The 19,351-nt window shown below is 71.3% G+C and carries 22 protein-coding genes; 14 read left to right on the plus strand and 8 right to left on the minus strand.

Going from position 1 to position 19,351, the window contains the following annotated elements; translation table 11 throughout:
* Positions 1–932 (minus strand): MFS transporter (locus C1J01_RS31800; protein WP_235854798.1); only part of this gene is annotated, 932 nt, incomplete at its 3' end.
* Between the two features lie 48 nt (positions 933–980).
* Between C1J01_RS31800 and C1J01_RS31805 the strand changes: the two genes are divergently transcribed.
* From C1J01_RS31805 to C1J01_RS31820, 4 genes are all read left to right on the plus strand, one after another.
* Positions 981–1,748, plus strand: coding sequence for an SDR family NAD(P)-dependent oxidoreductase (locus C1J01_RS31805; RefSeq protein ID WP_111182667.1), 768 nt, complete (start codon positions 981–983; stop codon positions 1,746–1,748).
* Between the two features lie 28 nt (positions 1,749–1,776).
* Positions 1,777–2,022 (plus strand): type B 50S ribosomal protein L31, encoded by a 246-nt coding sequence (locus C1J01_RS31810; protein ID WP_111182668.1) that lies wholly within the window; start codon positions 1,777–1,779, stop codon positions 2,020–2,022.
* A gap of 3 nt (positions 2,023–2,025) precedes the next feature.
* Positions 2,026–2,973, plus strand: coding sequence for a DUF1152 domain-containing protein (locus C1J01_RS31815; RefSeq protein WP_220040200.1), 948 nt, complete (start codon positions 2,026–2,028; stop codon positions 2,971–2,973).
* A 70-nt stretch (positions 2,974–3,043) separates the two neighbouring features.
* Positions 3,044–3,280, plus strand: a complete 237-nt coding sequence (locus C1J01_RS31820) for a DUF3040 domain-containing protein (RefSeq protein ID WP_111182669.1) — start codon at positions 3,044–3,046, stop codon at positions 3,278–3,280.
* Here the strand turns inward: C1J01_RS31820 and C1J01_RS31825 are convergent.
* The 3 genes from C1J01_RS31825 to C1J01_RS31835 form a co-directional block, all read right to left on the minus strand.
* Positions 3,239–3,508 carry a DUF6343 family protein gene (locus C1J01_RS31825; RefSeq protein ID WP_111182670.1) on the minus strand — a complete coding sequence of 90 codons (270 nt, stop codon included), beginning with the start codon at positions 3,506–3,508 and terminating at the stop codon, positions 3,239–3,241. The genes C1J01_RS31820 and C1J01_RS31825 overlap by 42 nt on opposite strands.
* Positions 3,509–3,522: 14 nt before the next feature.
* The gene (locus C1J01_RS31830) at positions 3,523–4,227 is read right to left on the minus strand and encodes a maleylpyruvate isomerase family mycothiol-dependent enzyme (RefSeq protein WP_111182671.1); all 705 of its coding nucleotides are present in this window, start codon (positions 4,225–4,227) and stop codon (positions 3,523–3,525) included.
* A gap of 99 nt (positions 4,228–4,326) precedes the next feature.
* Entirely contained in the window at positions 4,327–5,064 is a 738-nt protein-coding gene (locus C1J01_RS31835) for a hypothetical protein (protein WP_146615791.1), read from the minus strand.
* A 257-nt stretch (positions 5,065–5,321) separates the two neighbouring features.
* On the opposite strand from C1J01_RS31835, the gene C1J01_RS31840 reads away from it, so the two are divergent.
* From C1J01_RS31840 to C1J01_RS31870, 7 genes are all read left to right on the plus strand, one after another.
* Complete coding sequence (locus C1J01_RS31840) at positions 5,322–6,311, plus strand: LacI family DNA-binding transcriptional regulator (RefSeq protein ID WP_111182673.1); 990 nt, start codon at positions 5,322–5,324, stop codon at positions 6,309–6,311.
* 114 nt (positions 6,312–6,425) lie between these two features.
* Complete coding sequence (locus C1J01_RS31845) at positions 6,426–7,754, plus strand: ABC transporter substrate-binding protein (protein WP_235854799.1); 1,329 nt, start codon at positions 6,426–6,428, stop codon at positions 7,752–7,754.
* The gene (locus tag C1J01_RS31850) at positions 7,754–8,620 is read left to right on the plus strand and encodes a carbohydrate ABC transporter permease (RefSeq protein ID WP_111182674.1); all 867 of its coding nucleotides are present in this window, start codon (positions 7,754–7,756) and stop codon (positions 8,618–8,620) included. The genes C1J01_RS31845 and C1J01_RS31850 overlap by 1 nt, the downstream gene beginning before the upstream one ends.
* The gene (locus C1J01_RS31855) at positions 8,617–9,540 is read left to right on the plus strand and encodes a carbohydrate ABC transporter permease (RefSeq protein WP_111182675.1); all 924 of its coding nucleotides are present in this window, start codon (positions 8,617–8,619) and stop codon (positions 9,538–9,540) included. Before C1J01_RS31850 ends, C1J01_RS31855 begins: the two co-directional genes overlap by 4 nt.
* Before the next feature lie 3 nt (positions 9,541–9,543).
* Positions 9,544–11,052, plus strand: coding sequence for a glycoside hydrolase family 13 protein (locus tag C1J01_RS31860; protein WP_111182676.1), 1,509 nt, complete (start codon positions 9,544–9,546; stop codon positions 11,050–11,052).
* Positions 11,053–11,141: 89 nt separating this feature from the next.
* Positions 11,142–11,744 carry a dihydrofolate reductase family protein gene (locus C1J01_RS31865; protein ID WP_111182677.1) on the plus strand — a complete coding sequence of 201 codons (603 nt, stop codon included), beginning with the start codon at positions 11,142–11,144 and terminating at the stop codon, positions 11,742–11,744.
* A 16-nt stretch (positions 11,745–11,760) separates the two neighbouring features.
* Entirely contained in the window at positions 11,761–12,288 is a 528-nt protein-coding gene (locus C1J01_RS31870; protein ID WP_111182678.1) for a carboxymuconolactone decarboxylase family protein, read from the plus strand.
* On the opposite strand, the gene C1J01_RS31875 is transcribed toward C1J01_RS31870, so the two are convergent.
* Both C1J01_RS31875 and C1J01_RS31880 read right to left on the minus strand, forming a co-directional pair.
* Positions 12,285–12,476 (minus strand): hypothetical protein, encoded by a 192-nt coding sequence (locus C1J01_RS31875; RefSeq protein ID WP_111182679.1) that lies wholly within the window; start codon positions 12,474–12,476, stop codon positions 12,285–12,287. The two genes, C1J01_RS31870 and C1J01_RS31875, sit on opposite strands and share 4 nt — an antisense overlap.
* A gap of 86 nt (positions 12,477–12,562) precedes the next feature.
* Positions 12,563–13,216, minus strand: coding sequence for a TetR/AcrR family transcriptional regulator (locus C1J01_RS31880; RefSeq protein ID WP_111182680.1), 654 nt, complete (start codon positions 13,214–13,216; stop codon positions 12,563–12,565).
* A 62-nt stretch (positions 13,217–13,278) separates the two neighbouring features.
* Between C1J01_RS31880 and C1J01_RS52540 the strand changes: the two genes are divergently transcribed.
* Positions 13,279–14,769, plus strand: coding sequence for a class I SAM-dependent methyltransferase (locus C1J01_RS52540; RefSeq protein ID WP_235854800.1), 1,491 nt, complete (start codon positions 13,279–13,281; stop codon positions 14,767–14,769).
* Between the two features lie 65 nt (positions 14,770–14,834).
* Here the strand turns inward: C1J01_RS52540 and C1J01_RS31895 are convergent, their stop codons facing one another.
* Both C1J01_RS31895 and C1J01_RS31900 read right to left on the minus strand, forming a co-directional pair.
* Entirely contained in the window at positions 14,835–15,725 is an 891-nt protein-coding gene (locus tag C1J01_RS31895) for a serine/threonine-protein kinase (protein WP_111182681.1), read from the minus strand.
* Between the two features lie 57 nt (positions 15,726–15,782).
* On the minus strand, positions 15,783–17,561 hold the full coding sequence (locus tag C1J01_RS31900) for an HsdM family class I SAM-dependent methyltransferase (RefSeq protein ID WP_111182682.1): 1,779 nt from the start codon (positions 17,559–17,561) through the stop codon (positions 15,783–15,785).
* A gap of 76 nt (positions 17,562–17,637) precedes the next feature.
* Here C1J01_RS31900 and C1J01_RS31905 point away from each other — a divergent pair, with 76 nt between their 5' ends.
* Entirely contained in the window at positions 17,638–18,408 is a 771-nt protein-coding gene (locus tag C1J01_RS31905; protein WP_111182683.1) for a PP2C family protein-serine/threonine phosphatase, read from the plus strand.
* 106 nt (positions 18,409–18,514) lie between these two features.
* Positions 18,515–19,351, plus strand: an 837-nt coding sequence (locus C1J01_RS31910) for a CHAP domain-containing protein (RefSeq protein ID WP_181449068.1), incomplete at its 3' end; no start/stop codon positions are given.

Below are 19,351 nucleotides of genomic sequence, written 5' to 3' on the forward strand. Positions count from 1 at the left end.
AGCCCGAACAGCACCACCCCGACCACCGCGCCCGCCGCGTCGCGTCCCACGAGAGGCAGCAGCACGGCCGCCAGCCCCTGCAGCCCGAACATGGCCGCCGTGATCAGCGCCACCGGCCAGCGCGCCTGCAGCCCGGTGGTGACCAGCCGCCCGGTCACCGACAGCACCCCGAGCAGCCCGGCCACGCCGGCGGCGAACACGGGCGGGTGCCCGAGCGTGATCAGGTACGTGACCAGCAGCACCCCCATCACCGCCACCGCGCCCGTCTGGGTGAGGAACGCCGCCGCCAGCAGCCAGAACGGCCGCTCGCGCAGCGCCGTCCGCACGATCTCGCGCCGGTCGGCGTGCGGCGCCGCCGCCCGCCCGCGTACGGCCAGCGCGTGCAGCGGGACGGCGGTCACGGCATAACCGGCGGCCAGGACGACCAGCGCCCGCCGCCACCCGTACAGCTCGACCAGCACCCCGGTCAGCGGCAGGAAGACGCTGGAGGCGAACCCCGCGACCACCGTCACCGCCAGCAGCGCCCGCGCCCGCCGCGCCGCGTCGAAGCAGGCCACGATGACCGCGAACGCCGCCTCGTACAACACCATGGCCGAGGCGACGCCCATCACCGCGCACACGACGTACAGCTCCGCCACCGAGCGCACCTGCGACCAGGCCAGCACGGCGAGAGCGCCGAGGAGGGAGCCCGCGGTCATCAGCCCGCGCCCGCCGTGCCGGTCGAGCCGGCGGCCGACGACCGGCGCCACCAGCCCCGACACCAGCACGGACAGCGTGATCGCCCCCGTGAGCTCGGCCACCCCGGCGCTCAGGTCCCGCGACATCGGCGGGATGAACACCGAAAAAGCGTAATAAAGCACGCCGTACCCGGCGGTCTGCGTGATCGCCAGCGCGGCGACCATCCGGGCGGGCGACGTCGGTCGGGCGATCATTGTTCTTTCGTTCCCGCTTGCCCGGAGAACCATCGCTAGCGTCGAATCATGAGCTTTTCATACGTGGTGACCGGAGGCGGGCGCGGAATCGGGAAGGCGGTGGTCGAGCGGCTGCTCGGCGAGGACGGGCAGAACACCGTGGTCGCCGTCGAACGCGACGCGGAAGCCCTGGCCTGGGCCGGTCCCAGGGTCGTCCCCGTGATCGGTGACGCGGCCGACGAGCAGATCACGGCCCGGGCCGCCGCACGAGCCGAGGAAGCGGCCCCGCTGGCGGGCTGGGTCAACAACGCCGCCGTCTTCCGTGACGCCTCCGTCCACACCTCCCCGATCGCCGAGGTCAGAGCGCTGATCGCGGCCAACCTCGACCTGGCCCTGATCGGCTGCGCCACCGCCGTGCGGCACTTCCTCACCGTCGGCAGGCCGGGCGCCGTCGTCAACATCACCTCCCACCAGGCCGCCAGGGCGGTGCCGGGCAGCCTGCCGTACGCGACCGCGAAGGCCGCCGTCGAAGGGCTGACCAGGGCGCTGGCCGTCGACTACGGCCGCCACGGCATCCGCGTCAACGCCGTCGCCCCCGGCTCGGTGGCCACGGAACGCTACGAGGAGTACCTGGCCGCGAAGAGCCCGCAGGAGGCGGCGGCCGTGCAGGCGGAGTTCGCCCGGCTCCACCCGCTGGGCCGGGTCGCCGCGCCGACCGAGGTGGCCGCCGTCGTGGCCCACCTGCTCTCCCCGGACGCCGCCTTCGTCACCGGCGCGACGATCCCCGTGGACGGCGGGCGCGGCGCGCTCGGACTGGACCCCGAGATGAGGGAATGAAAACCATTCCCGAACGGTTGAAGCGGCCATGAAGAAGAACCTGCACCCCGCGTACCGGCCGGTCGTCTTCCGCGACCCCAGCGTCGGTTTCGCGTTCCTCACCCGCTCCACCAAGACCGGCGACAGGACGGTCGAGTGGGAGGACGGCAAGACCTACCCGGTCATCGACGTGGACGTGTCGTCGGCCAGCCACCCCTTCTACACGGGACGTGGCCGCATCCTCGACACCGCCGGCCGCGTCGAGCGGTTCAACCAGCGGTACGGCAAGATGTGATGCGTGCTCGACTCGCCCCTGTCCGCCCGGCTTGAGGGCTCTCACCGGATCCTCGTCGCCGGCGCGGGCGGGGGCTTCGACGTGTACGCGGGCCTGCCCCTCGCCCTGGCGCTGCGCGAGCGCGGCAAGGAGGCGTACCTGGCGAACCTGTCGTTCAGCCACCTCGACGGGCTCGGCCTGGACGTCTGGCTCGCCGAGGACGTCGCCGCGGTCGGCCCCGACACGGACTCCCGCGACTGGTACTTCCCCGAGCGCGCCCTGGCCCGCTGGCTGCACTCCCGGCGCCTGCCCTCGACGGTGTACGCGTTCCCCAGGGTGGGCGTCCGCCCGCTCAGGGCCGCGTACGAGCGGCTGACCGCCCACCTCGGCATCGACGCGGTCGTCCTGGTCGACGGCGGCACCGACATCCTCATGCGCGGCGACGAGGCCGGGCTCGGCACCCCTGTCGAGGACATGGCGAGCCTCGCGGCGGTGCGCGGCCTCGACGTGCCGGTGAAGGTCGTCGTCTGCCTCGGCTTCGGCGTCGACGCCTACCACGGCGTCAACCACGCGCAGGTGCTGGAGAACCTCGCCGCCCTCGAGCGCGACGGGGCCTACCTGGGCGCGTTCTCGCTGTCCAGGGCCACGGCGCCGGGCGAGCTCTACCTCGACGCGGTCGCCCACGCCCGGGGCGAGATGCCCTCCCACCCCAGCATCGTGAACGGCTCGATCGCGGCGGCCGTGCGCGGGGACTTCGGCGACGTGCGCTTCACCGACCGGACCAAGGGCAGCGAACTGTTCGTCAACCCGCTCATGGCCCTCTATTTCGCCGTGGACCTCGACGCGCTGGCCGCGCGCTCGCTCTACCTCGACCGCATCGAGGACACCGTGCTGGCCCGCCAGATCGCCTCGATCATCGAGGACTACCGCGACGAGGTCACGCCGCGCCCGCCCCGGGTCTTCCCGCACTGAACTCCGGGCGGAATGCGTGCGCTACCCACGGGTAGAAGGAGGGAAGCGGCGTGAGAGCAGTGGTGGTGCGATGGGTCTCTCCGGAAGGGAACGCCGAATCCTCGCCGAGATCGAGCGAGCCCTCGAGCAAGAGGACCCCGACTTCGCCCGTCGCCTCGCGGAGATCGAGAGGGTCGAGGCGGAGCGTGCGCGGGCCGGCCGCTGGCGCGGACGTCTGCCGCGCGGCCGGGCGTTCCACGCGTGGGTGATCCTCGTGCTCGGCCTCCTAGTGATCGTGCTGCTGCTGGCCGCCGTTCTCGCCACGTGAGCGCCGGTGGCGCAGCACCAGCAGGTCGAGGGCGGCGATGACGGCGACGGCGGCCGCGATCGCGGCCTCCCACAACCACACCTGCGCGCCGGTGTTCATGGCCAGCACGGCGAAGACCACCGCCGCGATGACGGCGATCACGAGGACGACCGACGACAGGATCCGCCGCAGCCGCAGCGGACTGCGGGCGGTCACCGGCTCGGTCCCCTCGCGGTTGCGCAACCACATGGCCGGTCCTCCTCTCAGGCCAGGCACCGAAGGGCGGAGACGACGCGCGGGTCGAGGCCGTGCCCCTCGGGCAGCCGGCCCACCGTGGCCTCCACGAACTGGGGGTACGACAGCGTGGCGTTGACGCTGTCGACGTTGACCCAGATCTGCTCGGCCGTCTGCTCCACCTGGACGTCGGCCCCCTGCTCGGCCAGCACGAACCGGCCCACCGCGACCCGCCACATCAGCCGTCCGTCGATCTCGTCCGGCGCGACGGGGGCGGCCACGTCGTCGGCGTGGGTGGCGTACTCGGAGTCGTAGTGGAAGGTCTGCCGGCCCACCGGGTACGGGCCCGCCATCGTGTCGAGCAGGGCCTCGGGGCCGAGGGCGCGCATGCGCTCGCGGGTTTCGCCGTTCTTCGTGCGCCACTCGGCCAGTACGTCCTCGACGGGCACGTCGCGGCGGCGGCGTACGGACCACTCGTTGAAGTCGTTGTAGCCGCTCACGCCCTCGACGGTCAGCCGGCTCGTCAGCTCTTCGACGGTGCCGTCGAGGCAGGCGTGGTTGTACAGCTCCTCACCGGCGAGGTGTCCGAGCACGTCGCGCACCGACCAGCCCGCGCACCGGGACGGGCGCTGCCAGCCGGCCTCGTCGAGCCCGGAGAAGAACCGGTCGAGCCGGGCCGCCTCGGCGTCGAAGATGTCGAACGGGTTGAAGTCTTTCAGCAGGTCGTCGGCCATATCGGGACGCTACCCGCCAAGCCCCGACTTTCACGGTGTCGATGGCGGACATGCCGGAGGCCCGGCCCCTCGGGAAAGGCCGGGCCTCCGGGGAGGGGGTTATCGGCGCCAGACGGGGCCGTAGACCCGCACGTAGTCCGTGCGGCTCGTGGCACTGTCGAGGCGCTCGTCACCGGCGTACACGGCGCGGAACGAGCCGCTCCGGAACGCGCGGGTCTGGGCGGTGAACTTGCCGTTCCACGAAGTGGTGCCGGCGGCGACCCACTTCCAGGCGCTGGAGCCGCTGGCGCGGTAGTAGACGTTGACCCGCTCGCCGCGGACGCCTCTCCAGCCGCGGTTCTCGGCCTGGAGGTAGCCGGAGAAGCCGATCGTCCGGCCCGAGCGGACCGACGACGGGTCGGCGCTGAAGCGCTCGACGCGGGTGTCGGCCTTGCTCCTCTTCAGGTAGACCGAGAAGAACGCGGAGTCCCTCGCGATCACCCTGTTGAAGCGGTCGTAGGCCGTGGCCGTGGCCCGCCACTTGCCGCTCGGGTCGTGCTCGTTGAAGCCGATCGCGAAGCGCCAGCCCTCCAGGTCTCTGACGTCCTTCGTGCGCATCGTGCGCAGGCCCTCGGCGGGCGTCACGCTGAGCTCGACCCGGCGGACGTCGCGGGTGGCCCCGATGTCGAAGTACGCCGTCGTCGTGCGGCCGCGCTGGACGGCGACCGGGTTGGGACTGATGTCGCGGATCTTGATCTCGGCGTCACGCTTGGCGGCGGCCGAGGCGGCCCCCGCTCCGGACACCAGCATGGCTCCGCCCACGACGGCGGACAGTATGCCTACTGCGATCTTTCTCATGAGGGTGCTGATTCCTCTCCCCGTAGTCGGACCGGCCCGGGGTGGCCGGCTCTCTACTCCTTTGAGTCCGCCGGAGGGAAGATGGTTGGCTAAAAATCTGAGAAAAGTTTGATCACAGTCTTGACCAGTGCAAATGAAGAGGAAGTCGTTTTCGCGCGGATATGACGTTGTGAAGTCTTCTGACTCCACTCTGTCACCGTACGCAAATCCACGTAAGTTATTGCAAGTGCTTGCGTACATGGTCGTATAGTTTGCGCATGACGCGACGACTCGCAGAGGTGGCCAAGAAGGTCGGGGTGAGCGAGGCGACCGTGAGCCGGGTGCTCAACGGCAGGCCGGGGGTGTCCGACGCGACCCGCGAGGCCGTGCTGACGGCGCTCGACGTGCTCGGCTACGAACGCCCCACACAGCTGCGCGGCGACCGCGCCCGGCTCGTCGGGCTGGTGCTCCCCGAGCTGCAGAACCCGATCTTCCCCGCTTTCGCGGAGGTGGTCGGCGGCGCCCTGGCCCAGCAGGGCTTCACCTCCGTGCTGTGCACCCGCACGGTCGGCGGCGTCTCCGAGGCCGACTACGTCGACCTGCTCCTGCAGCAGCAGGTCAGCGGCGTCGTCTTCGTCGGCGGCCTGTACGCCCAGGCCGACGCCGCCCACGGCCACTACCGGCTGCTGCACGAGCGCCGGCTGCCCGCGGTGCTGGTCAACGCGGCCGTCGAGCACCTCGACTTCCCGCAGGTGTCGTGCGACGACGCCGTGGCCGCCGAGATCGCCCTGGCCCACCTGCGGGCGCTCGGGCACGAGCGCGTCGGCATGGTGCTCGGCCCGAAGGACCACATCCCCTCCCGGCGCAAGCTGGAGACGTTCGAGGCGCGGGGCGGCGACCCAGAGCTGGTCGAGCACACGATGTTCTCGCTGGAGGGCGGGCATGCGGCCGCCGCCCGGCTGGTCAGGCGCGAGGTGACCGCGGTGATCTGCGCCAGCGACCTGCTCGCGCTCGGCGCGGTGCGGGCCGCCCGCCGCGCGGGGCTGTCCGTGCCCGGCGACCTGTCCGTCATCGGCTTCGACGACTCCGCGATGATGAACTGCACCGACCCGCCGCTCACCACCGTCCGCCAGCCGATCGACGCCATGGGCCGCGCCGCCGTCGACCTCCTCGTCGCGCAGATCGGCAAGGCGGTGGTGCCCGCCGACGAGCTGCTGTTCGAGCCCGAGCTCGTGGTCAGGGCGTCCACCGCGCGCGTTCGCTCGTAACGCAGTCGTTATCTTGCGATATTTCGTCGGAATATTGCTCATTTTGGTCGCTGATCCTATGGTGTGGACACCTCGCATCAGAAGGGTCAGACCATGCGGAGATCCACTGGACTCTTGCTCGTAACCGTGCTCGGGCTCGGGGCCACGGCGTGCGGATCGGGTGAGCCCGCCACCCCCGCCGCCGGCGGCGCCGAGGCCGTGACGATCACGGTGGCCTGCCAGCCGGCCAGAACCGCGCCCAAGGAACGCCAGGCCTGGGACGACGACGTGGCCGCGTTCATGAAGGCCAACCCCGGGGTCACGGTCAAGAGCACGGACCAGCAGCCGTGCTTCGATCCCAAGACGTTCGGGCCCAAGCTGGCGGGCGGCCAGATGGAGACCGTCTTCGTGGTGCCCGTCACCAACTACAACGACGTCATTTCCCAGGGCCAGGCGCTCGACATCACCTCGCACACGAACCTCATCAAGAACTGGAACGACCTGCGGCCCGACGCGCGCGAGCTCGTCACCAGGGACGGCAAGGTCTACGGCGTGCCGAACGTCCTCTACAGCGTCGGCCTGGTCTACAACCGCGCCCTGTTCACCCAGGCGGGCCTCGACCCCGACAACCCGCCCAAGACGTGGGCCGAGGTACGCGAGGCCGCCAAGAAGATCGCCGCACTCGGCCCCGGCTACGTGGGCTTCGGCGAGTACTCCGGCGGCAACACCGGCGGCTGGCACTTCACCCAGGCCATCTACGGCCGCGGCGGCGACGTCCTGACCCCCGACAACACCAAGGCCGCCTTCAACTCGCCCGAGGGCAAGGCCGTGCTGCAGACCCTGCACGACATGCGCTGGATCGACAACAGCATGGGCAACAAACTCCTGATCGGCTGGGAGTCGCTCATGGTGGCGATGGGCGGCGGCAAGGTCGGCATGATGCTCGGCGCGCCGGACGTGGTCACCGACGTGGTCACCAAGTTCCGCGGCAAGGTCTCCGACTACGGCATCACCGGCTTCCCCGAGGCCAAGGCGTCGCTGAGCGGCGGCGAGGCGTACATGATCAACCCGAAGGCCACACCGGAGCAGGCGAAGGCCGGCATGGCGTGGATCGACTTCCGCTTCAACACCGTCGGCAAGGGCCGCTTCGACTTCGCCCGCGGCAAGGCCATCGGCAACCCCGTCGGCGTCCCCGACAACGCCGTCTACGGCGACTCGCCCACCGGCCAGGCCATCCAGGCCGACCGGGTGAAGCACGCCACCCTGCCGGTCGAGAACTACCAGAGCTACGTCGAGGCCGCCGCGACCATCCCGCCGAAGGCCGAGCCGGTGCACGCCCAGGAGATCTACGCCGTCCTCGACGTGCCCATGTCGGCCGTGCTGAGCCGTAAGGACGCCGACATCGGCCAGTTGCTCGCCGAGGCCGAGACCAAGGTCAACAACCTGCTGGCGGCCAAGGGCTGATGGGAGTGCTGCGGCGCAACCTGACGGCCTACGGGTTCCTGTGCGCGGCGCTGTTCTGCTTCACGGTGTTCGCCTGGTATCCGATGGTCAGGGAGTTCGTCCTGAGCTTCCAGAGGACCGACCTGATCAACCCGCCCGAGTGGGTGGGCCTGGCCAACTTCCAGGGGGCCGTGCAGGACCCGGCCTTCTGGGAGGCCTGGCTGAACACCGTGGAGTTCACGTTCCTCGCGCTGGTCTGCGGCTACGCCGTGCCGTTCGTCGTCGCGCTCGTGCTGAACGAGCTGCGCCACGCCCGGGCCTACCTGCGGTTCGTGGTCTACCTGCCGGTCATGTTGCCGCCGATCGTGGCGGTGCTGCTGTTCCGGTGGTTCTACGACCCGGGGCCCGGGCTGTTCAACCAGCTCCTCGACCTCGCCGGCCTGCCGCCGCTGGCCTGGCTGGACAGCTCCTCCACCGCGCTGATCTCCCTCGTGCTCGTCGCGACGTGGATGAACATGGGCAGCGCGACGCTGATCTACCTCGCCGCGCTGCAGAACATCCCGCCCGAGCTGTACGAGGCCGCCGAGCTCGACGGGGCCGGGATCTTCCGCCGCATCCGGCACGTCACGATCCCGCAGACCCGGCTGATCCTGCTGCTCATGCTGATGCTGCAGATCGTGGCGACCATGCAGGTGTTCATCGAGCCGTACATGCTGACCGGCGGCGGGCCCGAGAACGCGACGGTCACGGTGGCGTACCTGATGTACCAGTTCGCCTTCTCGCAGATGAACTACGGCCAGGCGGGCGCGCTCGGCATGATGCTCATGCTCGTGCTGCTCGTCTTCGCCGCCCTCCAGCTCCGGTGGACCAGGGAGGACCCGGCATGACGTCCGTCGCCGCCACCAGGCCGAAGCGCGGCAGAGCCCGGACGCCCAAGCCCATCCACGTGCAGTTCCGCACGATCGTCTCGCCGCACCAGCTCAACAGCAGGTGGGGGCGGCGGATCTACTGGCTCGTGCTCGCCGCGGTCGTCGTGACGTTCAGCCTGGCGTTCGTGTTCCCGCTGTACTGGATGGTCACGGGCGCCATGAAGACGCCGGAGGAGGTCGCGCAGGTGCCGCCGACCCTCGTCCCGGCGCAGCCGACGCTCGCGCCGTTCTTCGAGGCGTGGGAGCTGTTCGACATCGGCACCCTGCTGGCCAACACCGTCTACTACGCCCTCGGCGCGTGGGTCTTCTGCATGTGCGTGGACGTGGCGGCGGCGTACGCGCTGTCGAAGCTGCGGCCGGCGTTCGGGAACGTGATCCTCGGCGCGATGCTGGCCACGCTGATGATCCCGCCGATGGTGATCCTCATCCCGCTGTACGTCACGATCGTCGACCTCGGGCTGCTCAACAACCCGTGGGGCCTGTGGTTCCCCGCGGCGGCCAACGGCTTCAACATCTTCCTGCTCAAACGGTTCTTCGACTCCATCCCGCGCGAGCTGATCGAGGCGGCGCAGATCGACGGAGCGGGGCCGCTGCGGGTGCTCTGGTCGGTCGTGCTGCCGGTCTCGCGGCCGATCCTCGGGGTGGTCTCCATCTTCACGATCGTCACCGCGTTCAAGGACTTCGTCCTGCCGCTGCTGGTCATGACCGACAGCGAGAAGATGACGATCAGCGTGGGCCTGTCGCAGACGGCCGGCGCGGTGACCCAGAACCAGGTCATGGGCGGGCTGGTCATCGCCGCCGTCCCCATGATCATCGTTTTCTTCGTCTTCCAACGGCACATCATGGCGGGCCTGACCGCCGGAAGCATCAAGGGATAGCGCATGTCGCAAACGTGGTGGCGGGGGGCCGCGATCTACCAGGTCTACCTGCGGAGTTTCGCTGACGGGAACGGCGACGGCATCGGCGATCTGGCCGGCCTGCGCGCCCGCCTGCCGTACCTGAGGGATCTCGGGATCGACGCCGTCTGGCTCAACCCGTGGTATCCGTCGCCGATGGCCGACGGCGGCTACGACGTGGCCGACTACCGGGGCATCGAGCCGGTCTTCGGCACGCTCGCCGAGGCCGAACGGTTCATCGAGGAGGCGCACGCGCTCGGCCTCAAGGTGATCATCGACGTGGTGCCGAACCACAGCTCCACCGAGAGCGCCTGGTTCAAGGAGGCGCTGGCGGACCCGGCCAGGCGGGACCGGTTCTGGTTCAGCGACGAGCCGCTGAACGACTGGCAGTCGATCTTCGGCGGCCCGGCGTGGACGCAGGTCCCCGACGGCCAGTGGTACCTGCACCTGTTCGCCCCCGAGCAGCCCGACTTCAACTGGGCGAACCCCGAGGTGCACCGGGAGTTCGAGGACGTGCTGCGCTTCTGGTTCGAGCGCGGGGTGGACGGCTTCCGCATCGACTCGGCCGCCCTGCTGGTCAAGTCGGACACCGCGTACGAGGACCTCGACGGGGTGCACGACGTCTACCGGCGCTGGCGGGAGATCGCCGACGAGTACGGCGGGCGCGTCCTCATCGGCGAGGTCTGGCTGCCCGACCAGGAGCGCTTCGCCCGCTACCTGCGCCCCGACGAGCTGCACACGGCCTTCAACTTCGACTTCCTGTCGTGCCCGTGGGACCCTGCGGAGCTGCGCCGCGTCATCGACCTCACCCTCGCCACGCACACCCCGATCGGCGCCCCGCCGACGTGGGTGTTGTCGAACCATGACGTGACCCGCCCCGTCACCCGCTACGGCCGCGCCGACACCGCGTTCGAGCACGGCGGCCGCCTGCACGGCACGCCGTCGGACCTGGAGCTCGGCTACCGGCGGGCCCGCGCGGCGGCGCTGCTCGCGATGGCCCTGCCCGGCTCGGTCTACGTCTACCAGGGCGAGGAGCTGGGCCTGCCCGAGGTGGAGGACCTCCCGGACGAGCTGCGCCAGGACCCGATGCACGCCCGCTCGGGCGGCGCGAACCCGGGCCGCGACGGCTGCCGCGTGCCGCTGCCGTGGTCGGGGGAGGAGCCGCCGTTCGGCTTCGGCGGCGGCACGCCGTGGTTGCCGCAGCCGGAGAGCTGGCGCAAGCTGACGGCGGAGGCGCAGCGTACGGACCTGGGCTCGATGCTCAACCTCTACCGCTCGGCGCTGCGCCTGCGCCGGGGCCTGCTCGGCGACGGCACGCTGACCTGGCTGCCGATGGGTGAGCGGGTGCTCGCCTTCACCCGCGACTCCGGCCTGACCTGCGTCACCAACCTCGGTCCCACCCCTGTGCCCCTGCCGCCCGGCCGCGTCCTCCTGGCCAGCGGCCCCCTGGACGACGGCGCCGTCCCATCCGACACCACGGTCTGGCTGACCTGACCCGGCAAATCCGCCGGCGCGGGATGTCGAGACGCGCGCCGTGGCTCCGACTCTGCTGCGAAGGAACCCCGAACAGGCAGGAGAGAGTCATGGGCAAGGTGTTCTTCGATCTCGCGATGTCGCTGGACGGCTACATCGCCGGTCCGAACGCGCGTCCCGGCAACCCGCTGGGCGACGGCGGCGAACGGCTGCACACCTGGATGTACCGGACGGCGGCGTTCACGAAGCTGATCGGCGGCGGAGACGGCGGCGAGACGGGCCCCGACGACGACCTCGTGCGCCGGACCATCGAGCGCGCGGGGGCCTCGGTGATGGGCCGGCGCATGTTCGACGAGGGCGAGGTCGGCTGGCCGGAGGAGGCGCCGTTCCACCACCCGGTGTTCGTGGTCACCGGCCAGGCCCGCGAACCGTGGGTGCGCAAGGGCGGCACGACGTTCACGTTCGTCACCGACGGCCTCGAGAGCGCGCTGGCGCAGGCGAAGGCCGCGGCGGGCGGCAAGGACGTGCGCGTCTCGGGCGGGGCGAGCCTGGTCCGGCAGTGCCTCGCCGCCGGTGTCATCGACGAGGGCGTCATCCACCTGGCCCCGGTGCTGCTCGGGGCGGGCACCCGGCTGTTCGACGGCCTGCCGGACGCGGCGGGCGTCGGGCTGGACGGGCCGGTCGCCCACCTCGACTACCGGATCACGCGCTGAAGATTACGATCACGGCATGGCACGGTTGCGCAGGACCCCACCGCACGATCTGGACCCCGCGGCCGGGGAGCTCTACGAGAAGATCACCACCGGGCCGCGCGGGCGGTTCATGGTCGATCCGGCGGGCGGGCTCACGGGGCCGTTCAACGCGATGTTGCTCAGCCCGGCCGTCGGCGATCCGCTGCAGGAGCTGGGCGCGGCCGTCCGCTACCGGTCCTCGCTCGGCGACCGGGCGCGGGAGCTTGCGATCCTCGTCGTGGCCGCGCACCAGGACAGCGCGTTCGAGCAGGCGGCCCACGAGCAGATCGCGCGCGGGCTCGGCTTCACCGACGAGCAGCTGCGGGCGCTGCGCGACGGCGCCCCGCTGAGCCTGCCGGACGCGGGCGAGGCGGCGGTGCTCGCCGTCACCCGCGCCCTGGTGACCAAGGGCGACCTGGACGACGACGAGTACGCGCTGCTGGGGGAGCGGGAGCTGTTCGAGCTGACCACGCTGGTCGGCTACTACACGACGCTCGCCCTCCAGCTCCGCGTCTTCCGGGTCTAGCGGGTCGCGCCGGTCGGGTCGTTCAGCCAGGACGCCAGGGCCTCGCGGGCCGCGGGAAGCCACCGCGGGGAGTGCGCCGCCCTGGCCAGCACCCACAGCGTGCCCTGCAGGCCGCGCGCCGCGACGTACACCCCCAGGCCGACGGCGACGGCGACGGCCGCGGACACGGCGGCACGGTTCGGGATCATCCCCCCTATCTTCCACACGCGGACCGCGGTGCCGCGTCCCGGAGCGGAGCCGGGCGTGGGATCAGCGCATCGTGCCTGGCGCGGGATCAGCGCATCGTGCCTGGCGCGGGGTCGGCGCAGAGCTGGGCGATCAACGTGGCGCGGACCCATTCCTCCCAGGCGTCCGGTGACCAGCCGCGGTCCTGGACGAAGAGCAGGTACAGCTGCGGGCTGAGCAGGCCGAACAGGAGGTCGGCGGCCGTCGCGACGGAGACGCCGGGGCGGACGCCGGGCTTGCCGGCCAGTGCTTGGGCCGCGGCGTGCTGCACGGTGTAGCGCGGGTCGGGGCCGTCGGGCCACTGCGCGGCGATCTGCGGGTCGGTGGCCGCGGCGGCCGCGATCACCGGCATGATCGGGGCGACCCGGCCCAGAGCCTGGCAAGTGCCGCGCACGTGAGCGCGCAACTGGTCGGCAGCGGTGGGCGCGGCGCAGGCGGCGCGGAACCATTCGCGTTCCATGGTGGCCACCGGCTCGGTGTCGCCGGCGATGGACGTGTCGACGACGTCCTTGAAGAGCGTGCGCTTGTTGCCGAAGACGAAATAGACGGTCTGCACGGCCACGCCCGCCCGGTCGGCGACCTCCTGCAGGCTCGTCGCCCCATAGCCCTGCGTGATGAACAACTCCCGCGCCGCCTGAATGACCTTCTCGCGGGTGCGGCGTGAGCGCTCGGCCCGCTTGTCCGGCCGCTTGACGGTGTCCATGGCGAGAGTATATCTCTAGAGGAGAACACTAGAGTTCAACTCTAAAAACATCGGGAGAGGCCATGGACGCTGCTCAGATCGACGCCGAACGCGCCCAGGAGGAGGCCGTCCGCCGCGAGCTGGAGACCTACTACCGCGCCGACCGGCCGCCGTGGGACACCGGAGTGACACCTCCCGAGCTGGTCGCCCTGGTGGAGGGGCGCGATGCGTTACCGCCGGCCCGCGCCCTGGAGCTCGGCTGCGGCACCGGAACCAACGCCGTCTATCTGGCCCGGCACGGCTGGGACGTCGTAGCCGTCGATCTGATCGACCGCGCGGTCGAGCGGGCCAGGGCCAAGGCAGCGGCGGCCGGAGCGGCCGTACGGCTGTTGTGCGGCGACGCCACCCGCCTCGATGAACTGGACGCTCCCGGCCCCTTCGACCTGTTCTTCGACCTGAGCTGCTACTGCGGGATCCCGCCGCACCGCCGCGACGCCTACGCCGCCGGACTCACCCGCCGCGCCGCTCCCGGCGCACGGCTGTTGATGTTCGGCTACGGTCCCGAGGCGTTCGACGACCCGATCTCCGGCGTCACCGCCGACGAACTGCGTGCCAGGTTCGCCGGTTGGGAGCTGGTCGACGCCACCCCAGGAACGAACGAGGCGCCCACCTTCTGGTTCACGCTGCGGCGCGAGCCGGAGAAGCGTGAGCCGACCACCGCCCACGAAGGAGATCTGATGCACACCGTCGTCAACGTCCAGCAGGCCGAAGCGTGGAACGGGTGGGAGGGGGCGGCCTGGGCCGACAACGCCCCCCGATACGACGCGATGATGGACGGCTTCACTGAGCCGCTCCTGGAACTCGCCGCGATCGGCGGCGACGACGACGTCCTGGACATCGGATGCGGCACCGGGCAGCTCACCCTGCTGGCCGCACGCCTGGCGACACGAGCGCGGGCGGTCGGCGTCGACATCTCCGAGCCCATGCTGGCCCGCGCCCGCGCCGACGCGGCCGACCAGGGCATCGCCAACGTGCGGTTCGACCAGGCCGACGCGGAGGTCCACCCCTTCGACCAGGGCGGCTTCGACATCGTCATCAGCCGCGGCGGCGTGATGTTCTTCTCCGACGCCGTGGCCGCGTTCGCCAACATCGCCCGCGCGCTGCGGCCCGGTGGCCGGATGGTGTTCATCGTCCCGCAGCCCGGCCGTCCCGGCAGCGAGTACGCCCAGGCCACCGCCGCGCTCGCGCCGCTGATGCGCCGACCCTCACCCGCGGCCCAGGGCATGGGATCGCTGTCGGACCCCGATCGGATCCACCAGGTGCTCGGCGCGGCGGGGCTGACGGAGGTGCGGGTGCGGCCGGTCGAGGCGCCGATGGACTACGGCCGCGACGCCGCCGACGCGGCGGACTTCATCCTCGGCCAGGCCCCGGTCCGCTTCAACCTCCAAGACGTGGACGAGGCCGCCACCACCCGCGCCCGCCAGGAGCTCCAGGCCGCACTGACGGCCTACGAAACCCCGGACGGCGTCCGCATCCGCGGCTCCGTATGGCTGGTGAGCGCCATTCGCCCATGAACGTGGCGCTCCGGGATGCCTGAAGGCTCTCCAGGTAGATGCCTTAGCGGCTTGGCGCGGCAGGGTCAGCCGCCCAGGACGCGCCCCGCCATCCGGGCGTACATGCGGCCCGGGCTGGGCGAGGTCGTCAGGAAGCCGGGCAACATCGGCAGGTCCACCGCGAACGGGTCGAGCCGCTCGTACAGCTCGTCGGCGTCCCTCGGGCGCTCGTCCGGGCTCTTCTCCAGCAGCTGGGCGAGCAGCGCCCCCAGCGGCTCCGGCAGCCCCGGCACGGGCGGCGGGCTCTCCTTGACCTGCTTCTCGAAGACCACGTAGTCGGTCGGGCCGGTGAACAGCTGGCGCCCGGTCAGCATCTCGTGCAGCACGCAGCCGAGCGCGTACAGGTCGCTGCGCGGCTCGGCCACCCCGTGCTGGATCTGCTCGGGCGCCATGTACGCCGGCGTCCCCATGATCTGCCCGATCCTGGTGAACGTCGTCACGTCCGACTCGCGCAACATCGCCAGGCCGAAGTCGAGCACCTTCACGCTGCCGTCGGGGCAGAGCATGAGGTTCGTCGGCTTCAGGTCGCGGTGGCAGATCGACAGCGCGTGGGCCGCCGACAGCACGGCGCACGCCTGGGCCGCGATCGCCGCCGCCCACGGCACGGGCAGCGGCCCGTGCTCGTGAACCACGTCGGCCACCGTGACGCCCTCGATGAACTGCATCACCTGGTAGAGCCGCTGCTCGTGGGTGCCGAAGTCGTACAGGACGGGGGCGCCGGGGTGCTCCAGCCGGGCCAGGATGCGCGCCTCGCGCAGGAACCTGCGCTCCAGCTCCGGGTCGGGGCCGCTCGGCAGGCGCAGCAGCTTCACCGCCACCCGCCGGTCGAGATGGCGGTCGTGGCCCGCGTACACGGCTCCCATGCCGCCTTGCCCGAGAGGGAGGTCGTCGAGCTCATAGCGGTCGCCGATGACCATTAGCCCCTCCGCGCTGCCTTTCGTGGAAAATCACTACATTCGGCAAAAGCTACACCGTCAGGACTGCGGGTGCAGGTGGCCTTCGGCCAGGCCGTCGAGGCCCAGTCGGATCAGCGTCTGCCCGAGGGACGAGGTCTCACGGATGGCGTCTTCGAGCACGGCGAGCTGCCGGAACGCGGCGCCGTACGCCTTCTGCTCCTTCAGCGGCAGCCGCGGCAGGCGGGTGCGGCGCACGTCGAACCGGCTGGAGCCGGTCGTCACCCGGCCGCCCGCGGCCCGCAGGAAGCCGGCCAGGAAGTCGGGGTCGAGCCGGCGGGCGTCGACCCGGTAGAGGGTCAGATGGGGGCCCAGCACCGCCCCGTCGCCGTCGGCCATGACCCGGACGGCGGAGTAGGAGGCCACCACGTCGCCGGGGCGGATCGCGACGAGCCCCTGCTGCATCGTGGTCGCCCCCGACGGGGCGCTGCCGCTGAGCACGTCGTCGGAGGTCAGCACCGGCACGTCACCGCCGTCGGCGGCCATCTTCGGCGGGGCCTGCGACGCGGTCACCAGGCCCTCCTTGATCAGGTCGCCGAGGGTGGTGGCGGGCTGGTCGAGCGGCTGGTCGAGCACCTTGAGGTCGGGCGGCACGGCCGTGGCCGCGAGGAAGCGGTCGCGCGCCTCGGCGAACGCCCGTCCCACGTCGTCGCGCCGCTGGTGGCGGGCCGGGGTCATGTCGACCTCGTCGGCCAGCAGGTCGATGATGCGCACCGTCTGTTCGGAGCGTTCCTCGACGTACGCGCGCCAGGCCGGCTCGACCGCCGCCAGGTCGGCCGCCGCGTCGAGGATCAGCACGTCGGACGGCGGACGCTCGCCGGCCGCGGGGCGGCGCAGCAGCCACAGGTCGGAGCCGGGCAGCGCGACGACCGCGCGTAGCGCCCCCGCGCGCAGCAGGTTGGCGCGGATGCGGCGCCCCGCCCGGCGGCTCGCGGCGGCCGGCGGCATGAGGATGGCGACCAGGCCGCCCGGCCTGACGTGGGTGAGGCAGTGCTGCACCCAGGCCAGCTCGGACTCGCCGCGCGGCGGCAGGCCGTACTCCCAGCGCGGGTCGCCCGTGAGCTCCTCGTAACCCCAGGCCCGCTCGTTGAACGGCGGATCGCACACCACCGCGTCGGCCCGCTCGCCGGCGAAGCCGTCGTGGCGCATGGAGTCGCCGGGCACGACCCTGGCCTCGACGCCGCGCAGCCGCAGCCGGAAGGCCGCGATGGCGGCCGAGGTCTCGCTCAGCTCCTGCCCGAGCACCCTGACGGGCCCGGGCGTCGTACGGGCAGGGGCCAGCAGCAGCGTGCCGACGCCGCACGCCGGGTCGAGGACCGTCGCGCCGTCCGCGCCGACCAGGCTCACCATCAGCTCGGCCACGTCGTCGCGGGTGACGGAGAGCCGGCGCGAGTGGGCCTCGAGGTAACGCTCGCAGAGGAACTCGTACGCGGCCGCCGGGCCCTGCTCCTCGCCCAGCTCCAGGACGAGCCGCGCCAATTCGGGGTCGAGCGCGGCGTCCGGGACGTCGGAATCCCTGGTCAGCAGGGCGCCGGCCTGGGCCACCAGCTCGCCGAGCCGCAAATCACCGGCGGCTTTCAGGCGTTGCCACACCCGATCTCCCAGGGAGACCTGGTAGGACTTCCCATAGCGTCGCAGCCAGGACTCGACCTGCCGCAGCGAGAACAACGGCTGGTTGGCCGTGCCGCCGATGGGCTGGGGGAAGTCGTCGTGGCGGCGGCGCCAGTTGCTCACCGCGGCCCGCCCGACACCGGCGAGCCGGGCGATGTCCCCGGCGTTGACGGTCGGGTCGTGGCTCATGGACCCCACAGTAGTTCACAAGAGTCTTCAGCGCATCTGCTTGTGAAGTCTTTCAACCAATGATTTACTGCAGGGTATGAAGCACAACATCCGCTATGCCGCCGGATCAGACGTGGGCCGCCGCAGGGAGCAGAACGAGGACTCCGGCTATGCGAGTGGCCGCTTGCTCGTGGTGGCTGACGGCATGGGTGGACACGCGGCCGGCGAGCTGGCGAGCTCGGCGGCGATCGCCGTCATGCGCGAGCTCGACGCCACGCTTCCCGAGACGGGCTCCGACCTGGAGGCCGCGCTGGAAGGGGCCGTGCACGAGGCGGCGCGCAGGCTGGTCGAGCTGGCCGAGATCGACCCCGCCCGCCGGGGGATGGGGACCACGGTGACCGCCATGCTCTGGGACGGTTACCGGTTCGCCCTGGCTCATCTCGGTGACTCCCGCGGATATCTGCTTCGCGATGGTGCTCTCTATCAGATGACCAAGGATCACACACTAGTGCAGTCGATGGTGGACGAAGGCCGGATAACGGAGGACCAGGCCGCCGTCCACCCCCGGCGGTCCATGGTGCTGCGGGTGCTGGGCAGCGAGGGCCGCGCCGAGCCCGACATGGCGCTGCGCGAGGCTGAGCCCGACGACCGCTACCTGCTCTGCTCCGACGGCCTGACCACCGTGCTCGGGCCGGAGGTGCTGCACGAGGTGCTGACCACGGTGGTGGACCCGGCGGCGGCCGTGCAGCGGCTCATCGACCTGGCCAACGAGGGCGGCTCGCCCGACAACGTGACCGTGATCGTGGCCGACGTGGTCGCGCCGGGAGCGGGGGACGTGGCCGTCTACCGTGTGGGCGCGGGGGCCTGACACCGTATCACCCGCCTCATCCGTCACAGAGCCGATATTTCGCCTCATAGCGCGACATTTTCTGAGTGGGCCGCGCAATTTCTCGATGGCGCTATTACAGTCCATCGTGATTTATCGGTTTTCTGGAGGAGTCGTCCTGGACCCGATCGCGGACGAGCTGCTGAAAACGGTGCGGCAGGAACTCGGCTACAAGGAGAAGAGCGGCCAGTTCACCAAGTTCGGCGAGTGGTACGCGGATCGCGTGCAAGATCCTCAGTTCCGCAATGGGGCGTGGTGCGACATGTTCCTCGCCTGGGCGGCCAACAAGGCGGGCATTTCCGAATATGTCGGTGAGTTTGCCTGGACGCCGTCCCACGCGGCCTGGTTCATCAAGCAGGGTGCCTGGACGCAGAAACCCGAGCCCGGGGCGCTGGTCTTCTTCGACTGGAGCGGTGGCGGCAGCTACAAGGGCGTCGACCACGTGGGCGTCGTCGAACGCGTCGAGGGCACGAAGATCCACACCATCGAGGCCAACGTCGACCGCGTCTGGCTCAAGCGCAAGACCAGGGAGACGGACAAGGTCGTCGGCTACGGCGTCCCGCGCATCGTCAAGGAGCGCGCCGAACGCGACGAGATCCGCTCCACCGAACGGCCCTTCGTCCCCGTGCCGCGCGCCGAGGCCCCGCCGTCGTCGCCCCTCGACGTCTTAGGCACCCCGCCTGCGCTGCTGGCCGCCATGGTGCTCGTCATCCTCGTGCTCTCGCTGCGGGTCACCGGCCGCCGCCGCGGCTCCCACCGCCGCCTGCCCTGGCCGTGGCACTCGCCGTTCACCCGCAAGCCCGCCGAGCCGCCGCCCGGGCCGAAGGTCCCCTCGCCCCGGAACCCGCTCGCGCCCGACAGGGAGCGTCCCCGAGCCGCCGCCGGCCGGACCCCGGCCCCTCGCGACCGGACCACGCCGCCGGCC

Source organism: Nonomuraea aridisoli (assembly GCF_003236395.1).
GTDB classification, from domain to species: Bacteria; Actinomycetota; Actinomycetes; order Streptosporangiales; family Streptosporangiaceae; genus Nonomuraea; species Nonomuraea aridisoli.